The sequence below is a fragment of the Pectobacterium carotovorum genome (assembly GCA_016415585.1).
GTDB classification, from domain to species: domain Bacteria; phylum Pseudomonadota; class Gammaproteobacteria; order Enterobacterales; family Enterobacteriaceae; genus Pectobacterium; species Pectobacterium carotovorum_K.
Genome location: CP066552.1, coordinates 2,346,654 through 2,365,412, shown reverse-complemented (window position 1 = coordinate 2,365,412; position 18,759 = coordinate 2,346,654). Strand labels below are relative to the sequence as shown.

Sequence of the window (18,759 nt, the reverse complement as noted above, 5' to 3'; positions counted from 1 at the left end):
GGTTTGTCAGGCATTGAGCTATATGACACTGGATAAACTAGGTTGAGACCAATCATTTTTCTTCCCCCTATTCATCTTCTCTGCCAGTAAAATTTATCTTGCTTATTACTGAGTATAGAACAATCAAGCAGGGGGAATATGTAAGGTTTTGTCTGAAAAAACACCGCTGGTGCGCCACTGACAAAGTGAAAGAGAAGACAAACAATCAGCGCTATCTTTTTTATTTTTTATCAGTGAGTTACTTGTTTTTCTCCCACGCGCGCAGCCGTCCAGCCGCATTTTTATAAGGCGAGGCAGTGTTAAACTGAATCATCCGACCACGCGTCCACTTACCGTACCAACATTCACCATAGAGCTGTGCATCGGTATAGCGCTCCACCAGCGCGATAAGCGCCCGTTTATTCGCGACAAGCCGTGCGACCAGTTCAGACCAATCGGTAATATGAGCGAAGTCCTGATAGAATTTTTGCGCGAGTAAACCAAGCTGATTCCACTGGTAACCCGTCTCGGGGAAATCGATGGGGTTACCCTGCTCTTCGTCCTCATGCCATTTCAGCACCAGATTGCCCCAACCCAGCAAATACGCCACCAGATTGGCCGCACTCATCTGCGTTCCCTGCGCATGCCCTGCCATTTCCGGCGAGAATGCGCGATCGGCGGGAACGGCCTCGATTCGCTTCATTAACAGCACAAACTGACTGTTGATTGCCTTGATCAAGGCTTCCTTGCTTTCTGGTACCGCCATCATCTCCCCCCGACTATTCTGCTATACAGAATCAGGTTACCGATCAAACGGCAGCACCGCCTTGTCATCGCTCACGTTTTCAGCGCTGTGCCAGCAGCCGAATCGATGCCTCACGCTCGCGGGGCGACGTCACGGGCGTATGGATGATGAACTCGTCCACGCCAAAGCGCTGATGGTAGCTTTCCAGACGCTGATGGATATGCTCCGGCGTACCGTAAAGCACATTGCGCGGCTCCTGCACGATACGGAAATCCGTCGCGCCCGCCTGCCGAACGAAGTTATCGGCCTGCTCCTGGCTGCCTACCGTCAGCGGCGGCTTGTTCTCAATGTAAACTTTATAGTTATGCTGCGTGCTGGCCAGCGCCTCCGCATCCTCATGACGTTCAGCGGCAATCACCGACAGTGACAGCAGCGTCTGAGCGCTGGCGGGCTTCAACTCCCGATAGCTCAGGAGAGACTCCGTCAGCAGCGTTTCACTCGCGTTAATGAACCCGGCGAACACAAAATTCCAGCCCAGTGAGGCCGCTAACCGCGCGCTCTCCTGACTGGCACCCAGCAGAAAGCGCTGTGGCGTCTGTTCAGGTAATGGCGTCGCGTTCAGGCGTTCGGCCGTCTCGTCATGACTATCGAGAAAGCGGTTTAGCTGATGTAGCTTCTCCGTAAAGGCAACCCGCTGCGTCTCACCGATTTCCTGCTGTAGCGCCAGCGTCGCCAGCGGCAGCCCGCCCGGTGCTTTGCCGATCCCCAAATCCACACGCCCACCCGCCAGTGCGCTGATCACATGGAAATTCTCCGCAACTTTATACGGACTGTAATGCTGCAACATCACGCCGCCGGAGCCAATACGCAGCGTTGTGGTGTGCGCCAGTAGCCAGGTGATCAAGACCTCGGGAGACGATCCCGCCAATTCATCGGAATTATGATGCTCGGAAACCCAAAAGCGATGATAGCCAAGCGCTTCCGCCACTTTCGCCAGCGACACGGTTTGCGCCAACGCCTGCGCCGCGCTCATTCCTTCGGCGATGGGGCTTTGATCTAATAAACTGAGCTTATATCCCACGATGTTTCCTTATTTTCAGCGGCTATTCGTTAGCGTGCTAGCGCTATTCACAGCAATAAATAGTCATAAAAAAAACAACAGTCATAGCGAAAAACAGAATAAGAAGAATGTTGCATAAAGGTGTAAAAAATAAATATTAATAACAGAATTTGTTAGCAGAAATATTCATAATAAATAAATACAAAAAAGCGCCATCATAAAAAGACATGAAATATAACCAGATGGTATTTATCCATTGCGTTTCTATCGGCTACCTTTAGCATGTTTAAGTTTTGTTAAGGAGGTGTATTGATATGGCTGAATCTATCCCCTGTTGTGATACGTCATTTGAGCAACAGTTAATTAACTGGCGACGGCACTTGCATCAGTACCCGGAATTGTCCAATCAGGAACACCAAACCACCGCGCACATTACCCGCTGGCTACAAGAGAAAGACATCCGCCTGTTGCCCCTTGCCTTAACCACGGGCGTCGTTGCCGAAATCGGTCACGGCAGCGGCCCGACGATTGCGCTGCGGGCCGATATTGATGCGCTGCCGATTGAAGAGTTAGTCGATGTGCCGTTTCGCTCTCAGCACGCGGGCGTCATGCATGCCTGTGGCCATGACTTCCACACCGCCGTGATGCTGGGTGCTGCCTGTTTGTTGAAAAAACGCGAATCTGTCTTACCGGGTAAAGTCAGGCTGTTTTTCCAACCCGCAGAAGAGGTCTCGACTGGTGCCAAACAGTTCATCCGCGCTGGCGCGCTCGCCGATGTCGCCGCTGTTTTCGGCCTGCACAACGCGCCTGAACTCCCCGCAGGCACCTTCGCTACACGCAGCGGCCCGTTTTATGCCAACGTGGATCGCTTCGCCATTCACATTACAGGCAAAGGCGCACACGCGGCCAAACCCGAACAGGGTATCGACAGCATCGTCACCGCCTGCAATATCGTCAATGCGCTGCAAACGCTGCCCAGCCGTAGCTTCAGCTCGCTGGAATCGCTGGTCATCAGCGTCACGCGTATTCAGGGCGGCAACACCTGGAACGTCCTGCCGCAAACGGTAGAGTTGGAAGGGACAGTTCGTACCTACAATGCCGCGATTCGCGCGGAGATACCGGAACGAATAGAGCAGTTGATTGGCGGCATCGCCCTTGCGCTGGGTGCAAAAGCGGAACTGAAATGGTATCCCGGCCCGCCTGCGGTTGTGAACACCAGTGAATGGGCCGATTTCAGCAAGCAAATTGCCCGAGACGCGGGCTATCAGGTAGAAAACGCCGAGCTGCAAATGAGCGGAGAGGACTTTGCGCTGTATCTTCAGGACGTACCGGGCACGTTCGTCAGCATTGGTTCAAACAGCGAATTTGGTTTGCACCATCCTCAGTTCAACCCAGATGAAAGCGCGATTGCGCCAGCCTCTCGCTATTTCGCACAGTTAGCGGAAGCGGCACTGCATCGCCTGAGTACCACGAAAATCACCTCACCACAGGCCGCACTGTCTTCATCGTAATATTTTGATCTACAAATACAATCATCTACAAACACAATCACCTCCGCACGATCAATTCGGCGGAGGTGTATTGATTATATTAATCCGATATTAGGAGAGACACGGGGATGAGGTTCCCGCAGGGACGCCTCACCCCGTGGTTGCTCCGGGTATCTCGATCGTCAAACGATCGGGATTAGGTGAGAAAGCGGTATGGGTTAACCCCGAACAGCATGATAACGACGGGAAAAATACACCAGACCATCAGTGCTTTCGCCCTGCTTAATCGCTAATACCCGGCAAATAAAGATATCGTGCGTCGCCGCGCTCACCACCTCTTCAACCTGACAGTCAAACGCTACCAGCGCGTCCCGCAACACCGGTGAACCCGTGTGTAACACGTCCCACTCCGCCGCTGCAAACCGTTCTTCGGTAGACGACGGGCTCCCAAACAGCGACGACAGCGCTTCATGATGGGCCGCCAGCGTATTGATGCACAAATGCGTATTCGCCTGAAACGTGGGATACACCGACGAACCGCGATTTAGACACACCAGCAGCGTGCCCGGCGAATCACTGACGCTGGACACGGCGGACGCCGTAAAACCAGCCTTACCTGCCGGGCCATCCGTCGTAACGACATTGACCGCCGCGCTCAGCCTTGCCATCGCATCACGAAACGCCTGCCGGTCAACCGTGGCAACCGCCGCAGAGAGAATCGCGTCATTCGCGGTGACGTGTCGTTCAGCTATCAAATCAGACATTAAATACTTCCTTTAGATACGGCGAGAAACATGATTATTAACATCATACTAACAAAACAAGTCATATCATAATCTGAAATTTTTGAATTTCATTATCCATTTTTGTTGTTTTACATCACGCCTCGCCTCATCAATAGTGAAAACACGCTATTAACGTCTTATTAACCTTTCATTGAATACGTGAATGCCTATTGATGGCTTGTTTATTGGCTGACGGTTTATTGATGGACTGTTTTCACTTTCATGGAAGTTCGTTTAATTAACAATAAGTACGCTCAATTAATAATAAGCACATTCAATTAATAAAAAGGTTTCTGACAATGAGTAAAAAACAAACATCTGCAAATCGACAATTAAGACTGGGTTTAATATTACAGGGCGCAGCGGGAAATATGTCCGCATGGCGGCATAAAAACGTCGTACCCGACGCCAGCATTAATTTTGGCTTTGTTTTGGATGCGGTAAAAAAAGCCGAACAAGGGAAATTTGATTTTGTCTTCGTGGCAGACGGCCTGTATATCAATGAAAAATCTATCCCCCACTTTCTCAATCGCTTTGAACCGCTGACACTGCTGTCCGCGCTGGCTACCGTCACCACACATATTGGCCTGGTTGGCACACTCTCGACGTCGTATTCCGAACCGTTTACCACCGCCCGGCAGTTCGCCAGCCTCGACCATCTCAGCAACGGCCGCGCAGGCTGGAACGTGGTGACATCGCCGCTGGAAGGATCGGCGAAAAACTTTTCCCGTCAACAGCACCCGGAACACGCACTGCGCTACCGTATTGCCGATGAGTTCCTTCAGGTGGCGAAAGGCCTGTGGGATTCCTGGGAAGACGATGCCTTTATTCGTGACAAAGCCAGCGGACAATTCTTCGATCCTGAGAAGCTGCACACGCTGAATCATCAGGGAGAATTTTTCTCGGTACAGGGGCCGCTGAATATTGGCCGATCCGCGCAAGGTCGCCCAATTGTGTTTCAGGCTGGCGCGTCTGAAGACGGGCAAAAATTGGCCGCCAAACACGCCGATGCCATCTTCACCCATCAACACACGCTGGAAGACTCACAGCGCTATTACCGCGAAGTGAAACAGAAGCTGGAAGAAAACGGTCGCCGAGCCGATCAATTGCACGTCTTCCAGGGCGTCAGCGTGATTGTCGGTAATGATGCAGAAGACGTAGAGCGCCAGTATCAGGAAACCGCGCAGTTGGTGACGATTGAGGATGCTCTCAATTATCTGGGACGCTATTTTGAACACTATGACTTCTCACAGCACCCGCTGGATGAGCCTTTCCCCGATATCGGCGATCTAGGGAAAAACAGTTTCCGCAGCACCACCGATGAAATCAAACGCAACGCGCAGGAAAAAGGCTTAACGCTACGGCAGGTCGCGCTGGAGGCGGCATCACCGCGTCCTGTATTCAGCGGCACGCCTGAGCAGGTAGCGGATGGTTTACAGCTCTGGTTTGAAAACGGTGCGGCCGACGGCTTCATCATTCAGGGCGGCACGCCGGATACGCTCAACCACTTTGTCGATCGCGTCGTTCCTCTGCTACAACAGCGCGGCCTGTTCCGTCAGGAATATCCCAGCTACACACTGCGGGAAAATCTGGCGCTGGATTATCCGGTGAATCAATTCACGCGCTAGTTCGCGCAACAGGAGATTCACTGTGAAGCGTTCCCCTTTTATCACGGTAACCCGCGTGGCGGCACTATTGAGTGCCACGCTGGTGGCAAACGTGCAGGCGCAAGACGCGGGATTCGTTAGCCGTATCGATCTGAAGGCCAACCAAACGCCTATTCGTACTGATAAAAATGCTGAGGCCATCGCGCAGATTCCGGCTCATTTCAAATTCGTCACGCCGGGTAAGCTGACGATTGCCGTCTCGGCGCTCAGCTCACCGCCGCTGTCGCTGCTGGCTGACGACAACAAAACGCTTATCGGCAGCGATGCCGATATTGCGCGACTGGTAGCCGACGGCCTCGGGCTGGAGCTAAAACTGGTGCCCGCCTCTTGGGAAGACTGGCCGCTGGGCATCACGGCAGGGAAATACGACGCCGCCATTTTTAATATCGCGGTGACGAAACTGCGCAAAGAGAAGTTCGACTTCGCCACGTATCGCATTGATACGCTGGGTTTCTACGTGAAATCGACCAGCAAGATTACGTCAATTAACAAGCCCGAAGACGTCGCTGGTCTGAAAGTGATTGTCGGCTCCGGCACCAATCAGGAAAACATTCTGCTGGGCTGGGATCGGCAAAACCGCGCCAGTGGCCTACCTCCCGTACAGCCCGTTTACGTCACCGACGATGCCGCCGCCAACCTAAGCATCCAGTCCGGACGCGTCGATGCGTTTTTCGGCCCCCATTCTATCGGGGCTTATAAAGCGGCGCTGACGGGCAAGACACGCATGGTAGGTAAAGGCCCGACGGTCGCTTACGTCGCAGTCACCACGCAGAAAGGCAACGGTTTGGCACAGCCAATCAGCACCGCCATCAATGGCGCGATCCACAACGGCAGTTACGCACAGGTTCTGGATCGCTGGGGTGAAGACGATGAAAAAATCACGCAATCCGTGGTGAACCCGCCGGGTATCGGCGATTAAGTAAACGCGACACATTCACAAAAGTGACGGTGTCACGAAAACCATTATAAATAGTCACCTGCAAGGGAAAAAAAATGCAAAAAGAGATCGCATATTCATCCAACTCACATCGCATGCGTCCATCGCGTTTGACAAGGCTACTGACGGGATCGCTGCTGCTCGGGACGCTGTCTGTCACGACCGGCGCACAGGCAGCCATCGACCTGAAAGCCAACCAACAGCCGATCCATGCACCGAAAAATGCGGAGGCGATTGCGCAGATCCCGACTGACTTTACATTCGTTACGCCGGGTAAATTCACCGTCGCCATCGCCGCGCTGGGGTCGTCACCGCCGCTGGCGTTTCTGGCCGACGACAACAAAACCGTGGTGGGCAGCGAGCCGGATATCGCCCGGCTGGTGGCCGACAGTCTCGGGCTGGAACTGAACATCGTTCAAACCTCGTGGGAAGACTGGCCGCTCGGCGTGGCCTCCGGTAAGTATGATGCCGCCATCATCAACATTACCGTCACCAAAGCGCGCAAGGAAAAGTTCGATTTCGCCACCTACCGCATCGACTCGCTCGGCTTCTACGTGAAATCCACCAGTAAGATTCAGTCCATTAAAGAAGCGAAGGACATCACCGGGTTGAAGATTATTGTCGGCTCCGGCACCAATCAGGAAGCGGTGCTGCTGGCGTGGGATAAACAGAATCGCGCTAACGGCCTGCCCGCTTTTCAGCCGGTTTATGTCACGGATGATGCCGCTGCCAACCTGAGCCTGCAATCCGGCCGTTCCGATGCCTATTTCGGCCCCAACGTGATCGGTGCCTACAAAGCAGAGCTGACGGGCAAAGTTAAGCATGTCGGTACGGTCAACGGCGGTTATCCCAACGTCGCCCATATCGCGGTCACCACGCGCAAAGGCAGCGGGCTGGTACAGCCGATTAACACCGCGCTGAACGGCGTAATTAAAAGCGGCGAATACGACAAAGTGCTGAACCGCTGGGGCGAAAGTATCGAACGCATCGATCGTTCAGAAATCAATCCGCCAGGGCTGGGCGATTAATACCGCTCAATGGCTATCGGGACCGCCATGAGCGACACGTCATGGTTACCGATAGCCCGTATACGCTAATGAATCAGGAGTACCCCATGTCCGACGACATTTTCATTGTTACCCAGCCCGAGGATCCCAGCGTGGCCCCGATTATCGACGGCCTGTTCGCGGAATATGAACAGCGCTATGGCGATTTTTTTGGTGAGCGGGAAAGCGATCCACCGGGCATCTACCAGCAGCCGCACGGTATTTTTATTGCGCTGCTGCGTCAGGGCGTACCGATTGCCACCGGTGCGTTTAAACGCTACGACAGCACCACTGCCGAAATTAAGCGGGTATGGACGGATAACTCGCTGCGCCGTCAGGGGCTCGCGGGGAAAGTGATGCAAGAGCTGGAACAACACGCACGGCGATTAGGCTACCAGCATTTTTTCCTGACGACCGGTTTCCGCCAGCCTGAAGCGGTGAGTTTATATCTGAGCCACGGGTATACCCCTCAGTTCGATATCACCGTCGATCCGGTGACCTACAGCATTCCACCTTACGACGGGCGTTTACCGTTTAAGAAAGCCCTGTTCGCCACGGCGACGCCACAGATTGCACGGCAAACGGAAGTCGAGCTTATCACCCGCCATTTGAAAGTGTGTTGACCCTTGCACACGGTAATAGCCCTATGCACTAACAACAAAACGCTATTTTTCAGCATCACATTCAACGGGTATCGATCATGACGCAATCTCTACACACGTCTTCTCAACAACCACCGCTGAGCCAGACACAGGAACCGCCGTTGAACATTGTTCCCGCGCGTTACCCTTTTCGCTTTGCCGGTGCGCTGTTTTCGCTATTTATTTTTGCCGGAATTATTCAGTCAATCGCGCTAAACCCGCGCTGGGAGTGGTCGGTCTTTGCCGAGTGGTTTTTTAATCCGGTGATCCTTGCCGGACTGGGACAAACGCTGCTGTTGACCGCGCTGGGTACGTTGTTCAGTATTTTTTTCGGCACCGCGCTAGCGCTGGCCCGGCTTTCGCCGTCTTATCTGCTTTCCACGCTGTCGTGGCTGTATATCTGGCTGTTCCGATCGCTGCCGCTGATTCTGGTGCTGATCATTCTGTACAATTTCTCGTACCTCTATGACGAACTGGCGCTGGGGATTCCCTTCACCTCCATCGTCTTCCTGAAATATCCGACGATTGATCTTCTGGATCAATTTTCCGTTGCCGTACTTGGCCTGACGCTGGTGCAATCCGCGTATACGGCGGAGATTATTCGCGGCGGTATTCTTGGCGTGGACGCGGGTCAGTTTGAAGCCTCCGCGGCGCTCGGCCTGCCCAGCGGTCGCCGCACCGTACGCATCATTCTGCCGCAGGCGCTGCGTTCGATTCTGCCCACCGGTTTTAACGAGATCATCAGCCTCGCTAAAGGTACCTCAATTGTCTACGTGCTGGCGCTGCCGGAACTGTTTTACACCGTTCAGGTCATCTACAACCGTACGCAGCAGGTCATTCCGCTGCTGATGGTCGCCACCATCTGGTATCTGCTGATCACCACGGTGCTATCCGTCGTCCAATACTACGTGGAACGCTATGTGTCCCGCGGTGCGGTGCGTGAAATGCCGCTAACACCGCGCCAGAAACTCGTCCGTTTCCTGACGCGCAAGCGCGCACGTTAACCCCCCAGATTCTGGAGATTCACCATGTCTGAAGCTATCGATTATTTTGCTCATGCCCGCACCACCGCCCAGCCACAGGCAGAAAATGCACTTGGGCTGATCGAAATCCGTAATGTAGCGAAACATTTCGGTCAGCATAAAGCGCTGGAGGATATCAATCTGACGCTGGCTCCCGGCTCCGTCACCGTGATCCTTGGCCCGTCCGGCTCAGGGAAATCCACGCTGCTGCGCACCATTAACCATCTTGAACGCGTAGACGAAGGATTTATCCGCATCGACGGCGATTACATCGGCTACCGTCGCAAAGGGAATACGCTCTATGAGTTAAAAGAAAAGGAAGTGCTACGCCAGCGCATCAACGTCGGATATGTATTCCAGAATTTTAATCTGTTCCCCCACCTTTCCGTGTTGGAAAACATCATTGAAGCCCCGCTGGCGCATAAGCTGTATTCGCGTCAGGAAGCGGAAGATATTGCCTTTACTCTGCTGGAAAGCGTCGGCCTGCGCCATAAAGCACAGTCTTATCCCCGTCACCTTTCTGGCGGCCAGCAACAGCGCGTCGCCATCGCTCGCGCGCTGGCACTTAAGCCGAAAGTGATGCTGTTTGATGAACCGACGTCCGCGCTCGATCCCGAACTGGTTGGGGAAGTGTTGGATGTCATCAAATCACTGGCCCAATCTGGTGTGACGCTGGTTGTCGTCACACATGAAATCGGCTTTGCGCGCGAAGTCGCTGACCGCGTCGTATTTATGGTAGACGGGAAAATTGTCGAAAGCGGCGATTCCTGGCAGGTGCTGAACCATCCTCGCCACCCGCGAACGATCAACTTTTTGAATAAGGTGCTGTGAGAAAACGCATTGAGCCAGATGACCCCTTCTGGCTCTATTTCACGCGTTGACCCAATTTATCAGTGATTTTTTCACCATCTTCTTTGGTGAATTCGCCTCGCTGCGGATCGGGGAGAATATCCAGCACCTGCTCTGATGGACGACATAGTCGGGTTCCCAACGGAGTAACGACAATCGGACGGTTTATCAGGATCGGATATTGCAACATGAAATCAATGAGCTGTTCGTCAGTAAATCTTTCTTCAGCAAGCCCCAGTTGTGTGTAAGGTTCTACGTTCTTGCGCAGCAAGGTACGAACCGTCATTCCCATGTCGCCAATCAGTGTGACCAATTCATCACGCGAAGGCGGCGTATCAAGATAGTAAATAATCGTGGGTTCTGCGCCGCTATTACGGATCATCTCCAGCGTATTACGCGAAGTGCCGCAGTCGGGGTTGTGGTAAATCGTTATTTTGCTCATATCAATATCTCATTACAACGTGATGGATAGCCGCAGCGCCAGCGCAACCAGCGTGACAAGCAGCACAGGCAGTGTCATGACAATTCCGATACGGAAATAGTATCCCCAACCGATCGTCATGTTTTTCTGTGATAACACATGTAACCAAAGCAGTGTCGCTAGGCTGCCAATAGGCGTAATTTTGGGTCCTAAATCGCAACCAATGACGTTGGCATAAATCATTGCGTCTTTAACAACACCAGATGCGGTGCTGCCGTCGATAGATAAGGCACCAATCAACACGGTGGGCATATTGTTCATGATTGAGGAAAGCAGCGCGGCCATAAAGCCAGTGCCAAGTGTGGCAGTCCACAGTCCTTTCTCCGCAAACAGATTCAGAATACTGGAAAGATATTCCGTTAACCCCGCGTTGCGCAGGCCATAGACCACTAAATACATACCGAGTGAGAAAATTACGATCTGCCATGGCGCACCACGCAGTACCTTACCCGTATTGATGGCATGACCTTTTTTTGCCACTGCGAGCAGAATAGTTGCGCCCACGGCCGCAATAGCACTGACGGGAATCCCCAAAGGTTCGAGGACGAAAAATCCGGTAAGCAGAAGCACCAAAACAATCCAACCCGCTCTGAACGTTGCCAGATCCTTAATGGCACTTGCCGGTACTTTTAACCGAGATACGTCGTAGGTTGCAGGGATATCCTTGCGAAAAAACAGGTGTAACATAATCAACGTCGCGATAATCGCTGCAATATCGACGGGAACCATAACCGATGCATATTCAGCAAACCCAAGGTTGAAAAAATCGGCAGACACAATGTTAACCAGATTAGAAACAATCAGCGGCAGGCTAGCCGTATCAGCAATAAACCCAGCAGCCATAACAAACGCCAACGTCGTACCTTTACTGAACCCCAAAGCCAACAGCATCGCAATCACAATCGGCGTGAGGATCAGCGCGGCGCCGTCGTTGGCAAACAACGCAGAAACGGCAGCGCCCAGTAAGACAATCCAGGTAAACAGCAGACGCCCGCGCCCGTTTCCCCATCGAGATACGTGCAGTGCCGCCCATTCAAAAAATCCTGACTCATCAAGCAGCAGGCTGATGATAATCACCGCAATAAACGTCGCCGTCGCGTTCCAGACAATATTCCAAACAACCGGAATATCGCTGAGGTGAATAACCCCGCAGAACAGCGCGAATACGGCCCCGATGCTGGCACTCCATCCGATACTGAGACCTCTGGGTTGCCAAATCACCAGGATCAAGGTCAGTAAAAATATGATTCCTGCCAATAACATTTCAAACCTCATCATATATGGAAAAAAGAATATACTCCTTCCTATTTCAGCATGAAGAAGAAGCAGATTTAGCCAGACACCGACGCACGTCATCACGCAGGCATTGCCATGCGGTATGAATCGTTTCTGCAGCCCAGGCAGGCATGTGTGGAGACAATCGATAATGAATCCATTTTCCTTCACGGCGGTCTAGAACCAAACCTGACTCACGTAATATCGCCATATGGCGGGAAATTTTAGGCTGAGATTCCGTAGTCGCAGTACAGATATCACAGACGCACAATTCTCCCGCTTCTCTAAGCAGCAAGATGATGGATAGCCGAGTATCATCGGAAAGGATTTTGAAAAGTTGGACGGGCTGTAACATTTTTGGTCCCAACGCACTCAAGATACACATATGATAATTCATATATGTTAACTTTGAAATCACCCAATGGAAAATACAGTAAGGCAAACACGAATCAAATCGCCACCAGCCCTCGCACGCCGTCCTGTTCCATCGTTTCACCCCGTCCGCGCTGGATGATTTCCCCGCGTGACATCACCAGATAGCTGTCGGCCAGCTCGGCGGCGAAGTCGTAAAATTGCTCGACCAGCAGAATTGCCATATCGCCACGCTGTGCCAGTTGGCGAATCACTGCCCCGATCTCTTTAATCACCGACGGCTGTATGCCTTCGGTTGGCTCATCCAGAATCAGCAACTGTGGTTTACAGGCCAGCGCACGACCAATCGCCAATTGCTGCTGTTGCCCGCCGGACAAATCGCCGCCGCGCCGCTGTTTCATCTCATCCAGCACGGGGAAAAGCTGGTAGATCTCATCCGGCACCTGCCGCGCCTGTTTTCCCGGAAAGCGCGATAGTCCCATCAACAGGTTTTCTTCCACCGTCAACCGAGGAAAAATCTCCCGCCCCTGTGGCACGTAGGCAATGCCAGACTGCACGCGCTGATAGGGTTTGCGCGAGTTAATCGCTTCACCCTGCCAGCGAATTGTGCCGGACTTCGCGGGAATCAGCCCCATCAGGCATTTCAGCAGCGTAGTTTTCCCGACGCCGTTGCGCCCTAGCAGACAGGTAATCTCGCCGGGTTTCACCTCAAATGACAGGCCGCGCAAGATGTGGCTGCCGCCGTAATATTGATTCAGTTCAGCAATCTCTAACATGTTAGCGCCCCAGATAAACGTCAATCACCTGTTCATTCGCCTGTACCTCGCGCAGCGATCCTTCCGCCAGCACCTGCCCCTGATGCAGCACGGTGACACGGTCGGCGATGCTCTCGACAAAGCCCATGTCGTGCTCCACGACCATCAGCGAGTGTTTGCCAGCCAGACTGCGGAACAGCTCGGCGGTATAGGCCGTTTCTGCGTCCGTCATCCCGGCGGCGGGTTCATCGAGCAGCAGCAGATGCGGCTCCTGTACCAGTAACATGCCGATTTCCAGAAACTGCTTTTGCCCATGTGATAACAGCCCTGCGGGCCGTTGCCGTTCGTGGCCTAGCCGCAGCAGCGCCAACGTGTCGTCAATCCGGTCACGCTGCTCGCTGTTCAGTCTGGCACGCAGGCTTGCCCACACTGATTTGTCAGTTTTCAGTGCGATTTCAAGGTTTTCAAACACCGTCAGCGCTTCAAACACCGTCGGCTTTTGGAATTTTCGGCCTATTCCCGCACGCGCGATATCTACCGGCGATAGCGTCGTCAGGTCGGTATACTGATCGTAAAACGCTTTGCCGCTATCCGGTCGCGTTTTACCAGTGATGACATCCATCAGCGTGGTTTTCCCTGCGCCGTTTGGGCCAATGATGCAACGCAATTCCCCGACACCAATCTGCAACGAGAGATCGGTGAGCGCACGGAAACCATCAAAGCTCACGTTAATCTTGTCGAGTTGCAGTATCGGATCGGTCTGATGCCGATGGCGATCCGACGGATGCGGCTGCGCGAACTTTGGCTCCATCAATACGGGCTGAGTCGCGACGGTTTGTGCAGGCGCGGGAACCGATGGCCCAGATAAAGACTCAGTCATGTTTCTTCCTCGTCAGCAATCCAATCACGCCACGCGGCAAAAACAGCGTGACGAGAATAAACATCAGCCCCAAAAAGAACAGCCAGTATTCGGGAAAGGCCACGGTAAACCAGCTTTTCGCACCGTTGACGATCCCTGCGCCGAGCAGCGGCCCGACCAGCGTCCCACGCCCACCCAGCGCCACCCAAATAGCGGCTTCGATGGAATTGGTCGGCGACATTTCGCCCGGATTGATGATGCCGACCTGCGGCACATACAGCGCCCCCGCCAGCCCGCACAGCACGGCGGAAAGTGTCCAAACAAACAGTTTGAAGCCTTTCGGATCGTAGCCGCAGAACATCAGACGGTTTTCCGCATCACGTACCGCCGTCAGCACGCGACCAAATTTACTGCGCGCCAGCGCAAATCCCACGAGCAAGCTGGCGATCAACAGCAGCACGGTAGCGACAAATAGCCCAATGCGCGTACCGGTGGCCGTAATAGGGAAACCCAGCAGCGTCGTAAAGCCGGTAAACCCGTTATTGCCGCCAAAGCCGGTTTCGTTACGGAAGAACAGCAGCATCCCGGCGTAGGTCAGTGCCTGCGTCATGATCGAGAAATACACGCCTTTGATTTTGGAGCGGAACGCAAACCAGCCGAACACAAACGCCAGCACGCCCGGTACCAGCACAATCAGGCACAGCGCCCAGACGAAATACTGGGTTCCCGCCCAGAACCACGGTAGTTCCGTCCACGACAGAAATGACATAAATGCAGGCATTCCCTCACCCGCCGCCTGCCGCATCAGGTACATACCCATCGCGTAGCCGCCCAGCGCGAAAAACAGGCCGTGACCGAGCGACAGCAGCCCGGCATAGCCCCACACCAGATCCAACGCAACGGCGACAATCGCATAGCACAGGATTTTGCCGATCAGCGTCAGCGTATAAGTGGAGATCGCCAGAGGATCCTCTGCGGGCAACAGCGCGAGAAACGGCAGGATCAGCAAGGCCAGAAACGCGATCGACCCCAGGCCAAGCATGAGTCGCGGTGCGCGCTGCGTCAGGGTTATCGTCATGGGTTGCGTAATAGATTGCGTCATCAGTCAATCACCCGTCCTTTGAATGCAAACAGCCCCTGTGGCCGTTTCTGAATAAACAGCACGATCAGTACCAGAATGACGATTTTACCCAGCACCGCGCCAATCTGCGGTTCGAGCACTTTGTTGAGAATGCCAAGGCTGAATGCAGCGACCACCGTCCCTGCAAGCTGCCCGACGCCGCCCAGTACGACGACAAGGAATGAATCGATGATGTAGCCCTGTCCCAGCTCCGGCCCGACATTGCCCAGTTGCGACAGCGCTACGCCGCCCAAACCAGCGATGCCGGAGCCCAGCCCGAAGGCCAGCATATCAACGCGGCCGGTCGGCACGCCGCAACAGTCCGCCATCGCCCGGTTTTGCGTCACTGCCCGCACATTCATGCCAAGGCGGGTTTTATTGAGGAGTAACCAGGTGAGCAGCAGCACGCCGAGGACGAACACAATCACCGCGATGCGGTTATACGGCAGCACCAGATTTGGCAGCAGGCGCAGCCCGCCAGACAGCCATGCGGGATTGGCGACTTCCAGATTTTGGGTACCGAACAGCATACGCACCAGTTGGATCAGCATCAGGCTGATACCCCAGGTCGCCAGCAGCGTTTCCAGCGGGCGGCCGTAAAGATGACGAATCACCGTGCGTTCCAGCACCATACCGACGCCAGCGGTGATAAAGAAGGCAACAGGCAGCGCCAGCAGCGGATAATACGCCAGCCAGCTCGGCGCATGCTGGCACAGCGACTGCACCAACCAGGTTGCGTACGCGCCCAGCATCAACATTTCGCCGTGCGCCATGTTGATAACGCCAAGTAGCCCATAGGTGATCGCCAGACCCAGCGCCGCCAGCAACAGGATTGACCCGAGCGACAGCCCGGTAAACGCCTGCCCCAGCAGATCGCCGACGATCAAACTTTGCTTAATCTGATCCAGACTCTCCGCCGCCGCCGCCCGCACGCCGGTATCCGGTTCGTTCTGCATCTGCGTTAACGGCTGTAAGCGCGCCTGCATCTGCGGATCGCCGGTCTGCCCTAAGCGTTTGACCGCCTCAAGGCGCACCCGCGGGTTGGGATCGCTCAATTGCCGATTCGCAATAGCGATATTCAGCGCCTCATGTACCTGCGCATCTTTCTCTACGTTAAGGAGCTGTACCAACAGCGGCAGCTGTTCCGCACTGCTGTCGCTTTGTAGCTGCCGTACCGCATTCAGGCGCGTTGCGGCGTCATCGCTGACGAGTTGATGCGCGGCCAGCGCGGTAGCAACCAGACCGCGCAGGCGGTTATTCATAAACAGTTTTTTGGTCGCACCAACCGGTTCCGCGTTCCCGTCCAGCGGCGTTAATGTGCCCTGCACATCCCTAAACGGCTGCTGGTTCCGATCGAGCACCACCGATTCATCGCGCAGCGCCTGTAAAAGCAGCAAGCGTGCGGGTTCTGGCGCGGCGGCCCATTGTTGCAGCAGTTCAGCCTGCTGCGTGCGGCTGGCGGCGGCGAAATCGGTCGCAGGCCCGGCCTGTACCAGCAGCGGAAACATCAGACACAGCGACAGCACAAACGTAGATAATCGATGACTCATCATCGCAATGTCCGCCATATAAGAGAGGGAGTATCCCCGTCCGATATGCTGGACGGGGCGTGTAGAGACGACGTTTACTGTGCTGCTTTTATTGGATGATCGGGCTTCTTATCGTTACCGGCGATGTACGGGCTCCACGGCTGGGCACGAACCGGCTTATCGGTTTGCCAGACCACGTTGAACTGACCGTTTTCCTCAATTTCGCCAATCATCACCGGCTTGTGCAGGTGGTGGTTGGTCTTGTCCATCGTCAGCGTAAAGCCATCCGGTGCGGCAAAGGTCTGGCCGGCCATCGCGGCGCGCACTTTATCCACGTCCGTAGTACCCGCTTTCTCTACCGCCTGCGCCCACATATGAATGCCGACATAGGTCGCTTCCATCGGATCGTTAGTCACCACCGTGCCCGCGTTCGGCAGGTTTTTCGCTTTGGCATAGGCTTTGTAGGCTTCCACGAAGTCGGCATTGGTGGGGTTATCTACCGACTCAAAGTAGTTCCACGCGGCTAAATGCCCGACCAGCGGTTTGGTGTCGATCCCGCGCAGTTCCTCTTCACCGACAGAGAACGCGACAACCGGCACGTCGGTCGCTTTGATTCCCTGATTCGCCAGCTCTTTATAGAACGGTACGTTGGAATCGCCGTTGATGGTGGAAACCACCGCCGTCTTGCCGCCCGTCGAGAACTTCTTGATGTTGGAAACGATGGTCTGATAATCACTGTGGCCAAACGGCGTATAGACTTCCTCGATATCTTTGTCCTGCACGCCTTTCGAATGCAGGAACGCGCGCAGGATCTTGTTGGCGGTACGCGGATACACATAGTCAGTACCCAACAGGAAGAAACGCTTCGCCGCCCCACCGTCTTCGCTTATCAGATATTCCACGGCTGGGATCGCCTGCTGATTCGGTGCCGCGCCGGTGTAGAACACGTTCGGCGACATCTCTTCGCCTTCATACTGCACCGGATAGAACAGCAGCCCGTTTAACTCTTCAAACACCGGCAGAACCGATTTACGCGATACCGATGTCCAGCAGCCGAACACCACCGCCGCTTTGTCCTGCGTCAGCAGTTGACGCGCCTTCTCGGCAAATAGCGGCCAGTTCGAGGCCGGATCGACCACCACCGGTTCCAGTTTTTTACCCAACACGCCGCCTTTGGCGTTGATTTCATCAATGGTCATCAGCGCCACATCCTTCAGCGGCGTTTCCGAAATCGCCATCGTGCCGGACAGCGAATGCATAATGCCGACTTTGATGGTGTCCGCCGCCTGCACACTCCAGGTCAACCCCATACCAACCACTGTCGCAGAAAGCGCAAAAACTTTTAGCAATGAACGTCTTTTCATTTATTAGCCCTTAAGTCGTGTTGAGTGAGAATGGAATCGTGTGATGCGTCAGGTGAAACAGATGCGGTTGAAACAGATTGAGGCCGCGCCTGTTGTAGCATATGTAAGGTGATCTTTCTGACTTCGGCCTTACTGACGGCGATGTGGTCGGTCAGAATGCGCTGCGCCTCCTCAGTGTGCTGTTGCAATATCGCCAGCAAAATGCGGGCATGTTCTTTATAGGTCGCGTCAATACGATCCTCGCGGGTGAAATCGAGGCGGCGAATAATGCGGATTTTCTCCGTCAGTTCGCTATGAACCCGTGCCATTTCGCTGTTGCCTGCCGCCATCACCAGCCCACGGTGAAACCCTTCGTCGTAGCGGGAGACGATCTTGCCGTCGTCCAGACGCGGTTCCTCAATCCAGAAGCGTTTTAGATCCGCCAATAGCTCGGCGCAGCGCCCCGGCGGCATCCCGCACAGCCGCCGAATAGCTTCGCGCTCCAGCACGATGCGGAAGTCATACAGTTCCTCGAAATATTCGAAATCAAACGGACGGACCTGCCAGCCGCTGCGGAAATAGACTTCGACATAGCCTTCTCGCTCCAGCCAGAACAGCGCCTGACGCACTGGCGTACGGCTGACCGACATCCGTTCGGCAATTTCATTTTCACTAAAGCGGTCGCCCGGCATCAGGCGAAAGTCGAAAATGTCGTTTTTCAGCGTTTGATACACCCGCTCCGCCAGCGCTTCCGGGCGATCTTTGCTGCTCTTTTGTGTGCCTGTTCGCATCGTTTTCTCCGCC

The 18,759-nt window shown here is 54.2% G+C and carries 19 protein-coding genes; 7 read left to right on the top strand and 12 right to left on the bottom strand.

Annotated features, from left to right (window positions below):
- Positions 1-238 precede the first annotated feature (238 nt).
- Both JFY74_10495 and JFY74_10490 read right to left on the bottom strand, forming a co-directional pair.
- A complete protein-coding gene (locus tag JFY74_10495; protein QQG30404.1) occupies positions 239-745 on the bottom strand; it encodes a ClbS/DfsB family four-helix bundle protein in 507 nt (168 codons plus the stop codon).
- A 79-nt stretch (positions 746-824) separates the two neighbouring features.
- Positions 825-1,805: an LLM class flavin-dependent oxidoreductase gene (locus tag JFY74_10490; GenBank protein QQG30403.1), complete on the bottom strand. Its 981-nt coding sequence runs from the start codon at positions 1,803-1,805 to the stop codon at positions 825-827.
- Between the two features lie 293 nt (positions 1,806-2,098).
- Between JFY74_10490 and JFY74_10485 the strand changes: the two genes are divergently transcribed.
- Positions 2,099-3,295: a M20 peptidase aminoacylase family protein gene (locus JFY74_10485; GenBank protein ID QQG30402.1), complete on the top strand. Its 1,197-nt coding sequence runs from the start codon at positions 2,099-2,101 to the stop codon at positions 3,293-3,295.
- A gap of 197 nt (positions 3,296-3,492) precedes the next feature.
- Here the strand turns inward: JFY74_10485 and JFY74_10480 are convergent, their stop codons facing one another.
- Positions 3,493-4,038, bottom strand: coding sequence for a flavin reductase (locus tag JFY74_10480; protein ID QQG30401.1), 546 nt, complete (start codon positions 4,036-4,038; stop codon positions 3,493-3,495).
- Positions 4,039-4,358: 320 nt separating this feature from the next.
- Here JFY74_10480 and JFY74_10475 point away from each other — a divergent pair, with 320 nt between their 5' ends.
- The 6 genes from JFY74_10475 (at position 4,359) to JFY74_10450 (ending at position 10,203) form a co-directional block, all read left to right on the top strand.
- The gene (locus tag JFY74_10475) at positions 4,359-5,687 is read left to right on the top strand and encodes an LLM class flavin-dependent oxidoreductase (protein QQG30400.1); all 1,329 of its coding nucleotides are present in this window, start codon (positions 4,359-4,361) and stop codon (positions 5,685-5,687) included.
- A gap of 22 nt (positions 5,688-5,709) precedes the next feature.
- Positions 5,710-6,645 (top strand): ABC transporter substrate-binding protein, encoded by a 936-nt coding sequence (locus JFY74_10470; GenBank protein ID QQG30399.1) that lies wholly within the window; start codon positions 5,710-5,712, stop codon positions 6,643-6,645.
- Positions 6,646-6,719: 74 nt separating this feature from the next.
- Positions 6,720-7,691 (top strand): ABC transporter substrate-binding protein, encoded by a 972-nt coding sequence (locus tag JFY74_10465; protein QQG30398.1) that lies wholly within the window; start codon positions 6,720-6,722, stop codon positions 7,689-7,691.
- An 86-nt stretch (positions 7,692-7,777) separates the two neighbouring features.
- Positions 7,778-8,332, top strand: a complete 555-nt coding sequence (locus tag JFY74_10460) for a GNAT family N-acetyltransferase (GenBank protein ID QQG30397.1) — start codon at positions 7,778-7,780, stop codon at positions 8,330-8,332.
- Between the two features lie 77 nt (positions 8,333-8,409).
- On the top strand, positions 8,410-9,354 hold the full coding sequence (locus JFY74_10455) for an amino acid ABC transporter permease (protein QQG30396.1): 945 nt from the start codon (positions 8,410-8,412) through the stop codon (positions 9,352-9,354).
- Between the two features lie 24 nt (positions 9,355-9,378).
- Entirely contained in the window at positions 9,379-10,203 is an 825-nt protein-coding gene (locus JFY74_10450; GenBank protein ID QQG30395.1) for an amino acid ABC transporter ATP-binding protein, read from the top strand.
- Between the two features lie 34 nt (positions 10,204-10,237).
- Here JFY74_10450 and arsC read toward each other — a convergent pair whose 3' ends face one another.
- The 9 genes from arsC to JFY74_10405 all read right to left on the bottom strand — a co-directional run bounded on the left by arsC (position 10,238) and on the right by JFY74_10405 (position 18,746).
- Positions 10,238-10,663 (bottom strand): glutaredoxin-dependent arsenate reductase, encoded by a 426-nt coding sequence (gene arsC, locus JFY74_10445; GenBank protein ID QQG30394.1) that lies wholly within the window; start codon positions 10,661-10,663, stop codon positions 10,238-10,240.
- A 12-nt stretch (positions 10,664-10,675) separates the two neighbouring features.
- Positions 10,676-11,965, bottom strand: coding sequence for an arsenic transporter (locus tag JFY74_10440; GenBank protein ID QQG30393.1), 1,290 nt, complete (start codon positions 11,963-11,965; stop codon positions 10,676-10,678).
- A 46-nt stretch (positions 11,966-12,011) separates the two neighbouring features.
- Entirely contained in the window at positions 12,012-12,332 is a 321-nt protein-coding gene (locus JFY74_10435) for a metalloregulator ArsR/SmtB family transcription factor (protein ID QQG30392.1), read from the bottom strand.
- A 94-nt stretch (positions 12,333-12,426) separates the two neighbouring features.
- Entirely contained in the window at positions 12,427-13,125 is a 699-nt protein-coding gene (urtE, locus tag JFY74_10430; protein QQG30391.1) for an urea ABC transporter ATP-binding subunit UrtE, read from the bottom strand.
- Between the two features lies 1 nt (position 13,126).
- Positions 13,127-13,915: an urea ABC transporter ATP-binding protein UrtD gene (urtD, locus tag JFY74_10425; GenBank protein QQG30513.1), complete on the bottom strand. Its 789-nt coding sequence runs from the start codon at positions 13,913-13,915 to the stop codon at positions 13,127-13,129.
- 61 nt (positions 13,916-13,976) lie between these two features.
- Positions 13,977-15,053, bottom strand: a complete 1,077-nt coding sequence (urtC, locus tag JFY74_10420; GenBank protein QQG30514.1) for an urea ABC transporter permease subunit UrtC — start codon at positions 15,051-15,053, stop codon at positions 13,977-13,979.
- Between the two features lie 11 nt (positions 15,054-15,064).
- Positions 15,065-16,651, bottom strand: a complete 1,587-nt coding sequence (urtB, locus tag JFY74_10415) for an urea ABC transporter permease subunit UrtB (GenBank protein ID QQG30390.1) — start codon at positions 16,649-16,651, stop codon at positions 15,065-15,067.
- A 56-nt stretch (positions 16,652-16,707) separates the two neighbouring features.
- Entirely contained in the window at positions 16,708-17,976 is a 1,269-nt protein-coding gene (urtA, locus tag JFY74_10410) for an urea ABC transporter substrate-binding protein (protein ID QQG30389.1), read from the bottom strand.
- Positions 17,973-18,746 carry a GntR family transcriptional regulator gene (locus JFY74_10405; GenBank protein ID QQG30388.1) on the bottom strand — a complete coding sequence of 258 codons (774 nt, stop codon included), beginning with the start codon at positions 18,744-18,746 and terminating at the stop codon, positions 17,973-17,975. The genes urtA and JFY74_10405 overlap by 4 nt, the downstream gene beginning before the upstream one ends.
- Positions 18,747-18,759: the final 13 nt, after the last annotated feature.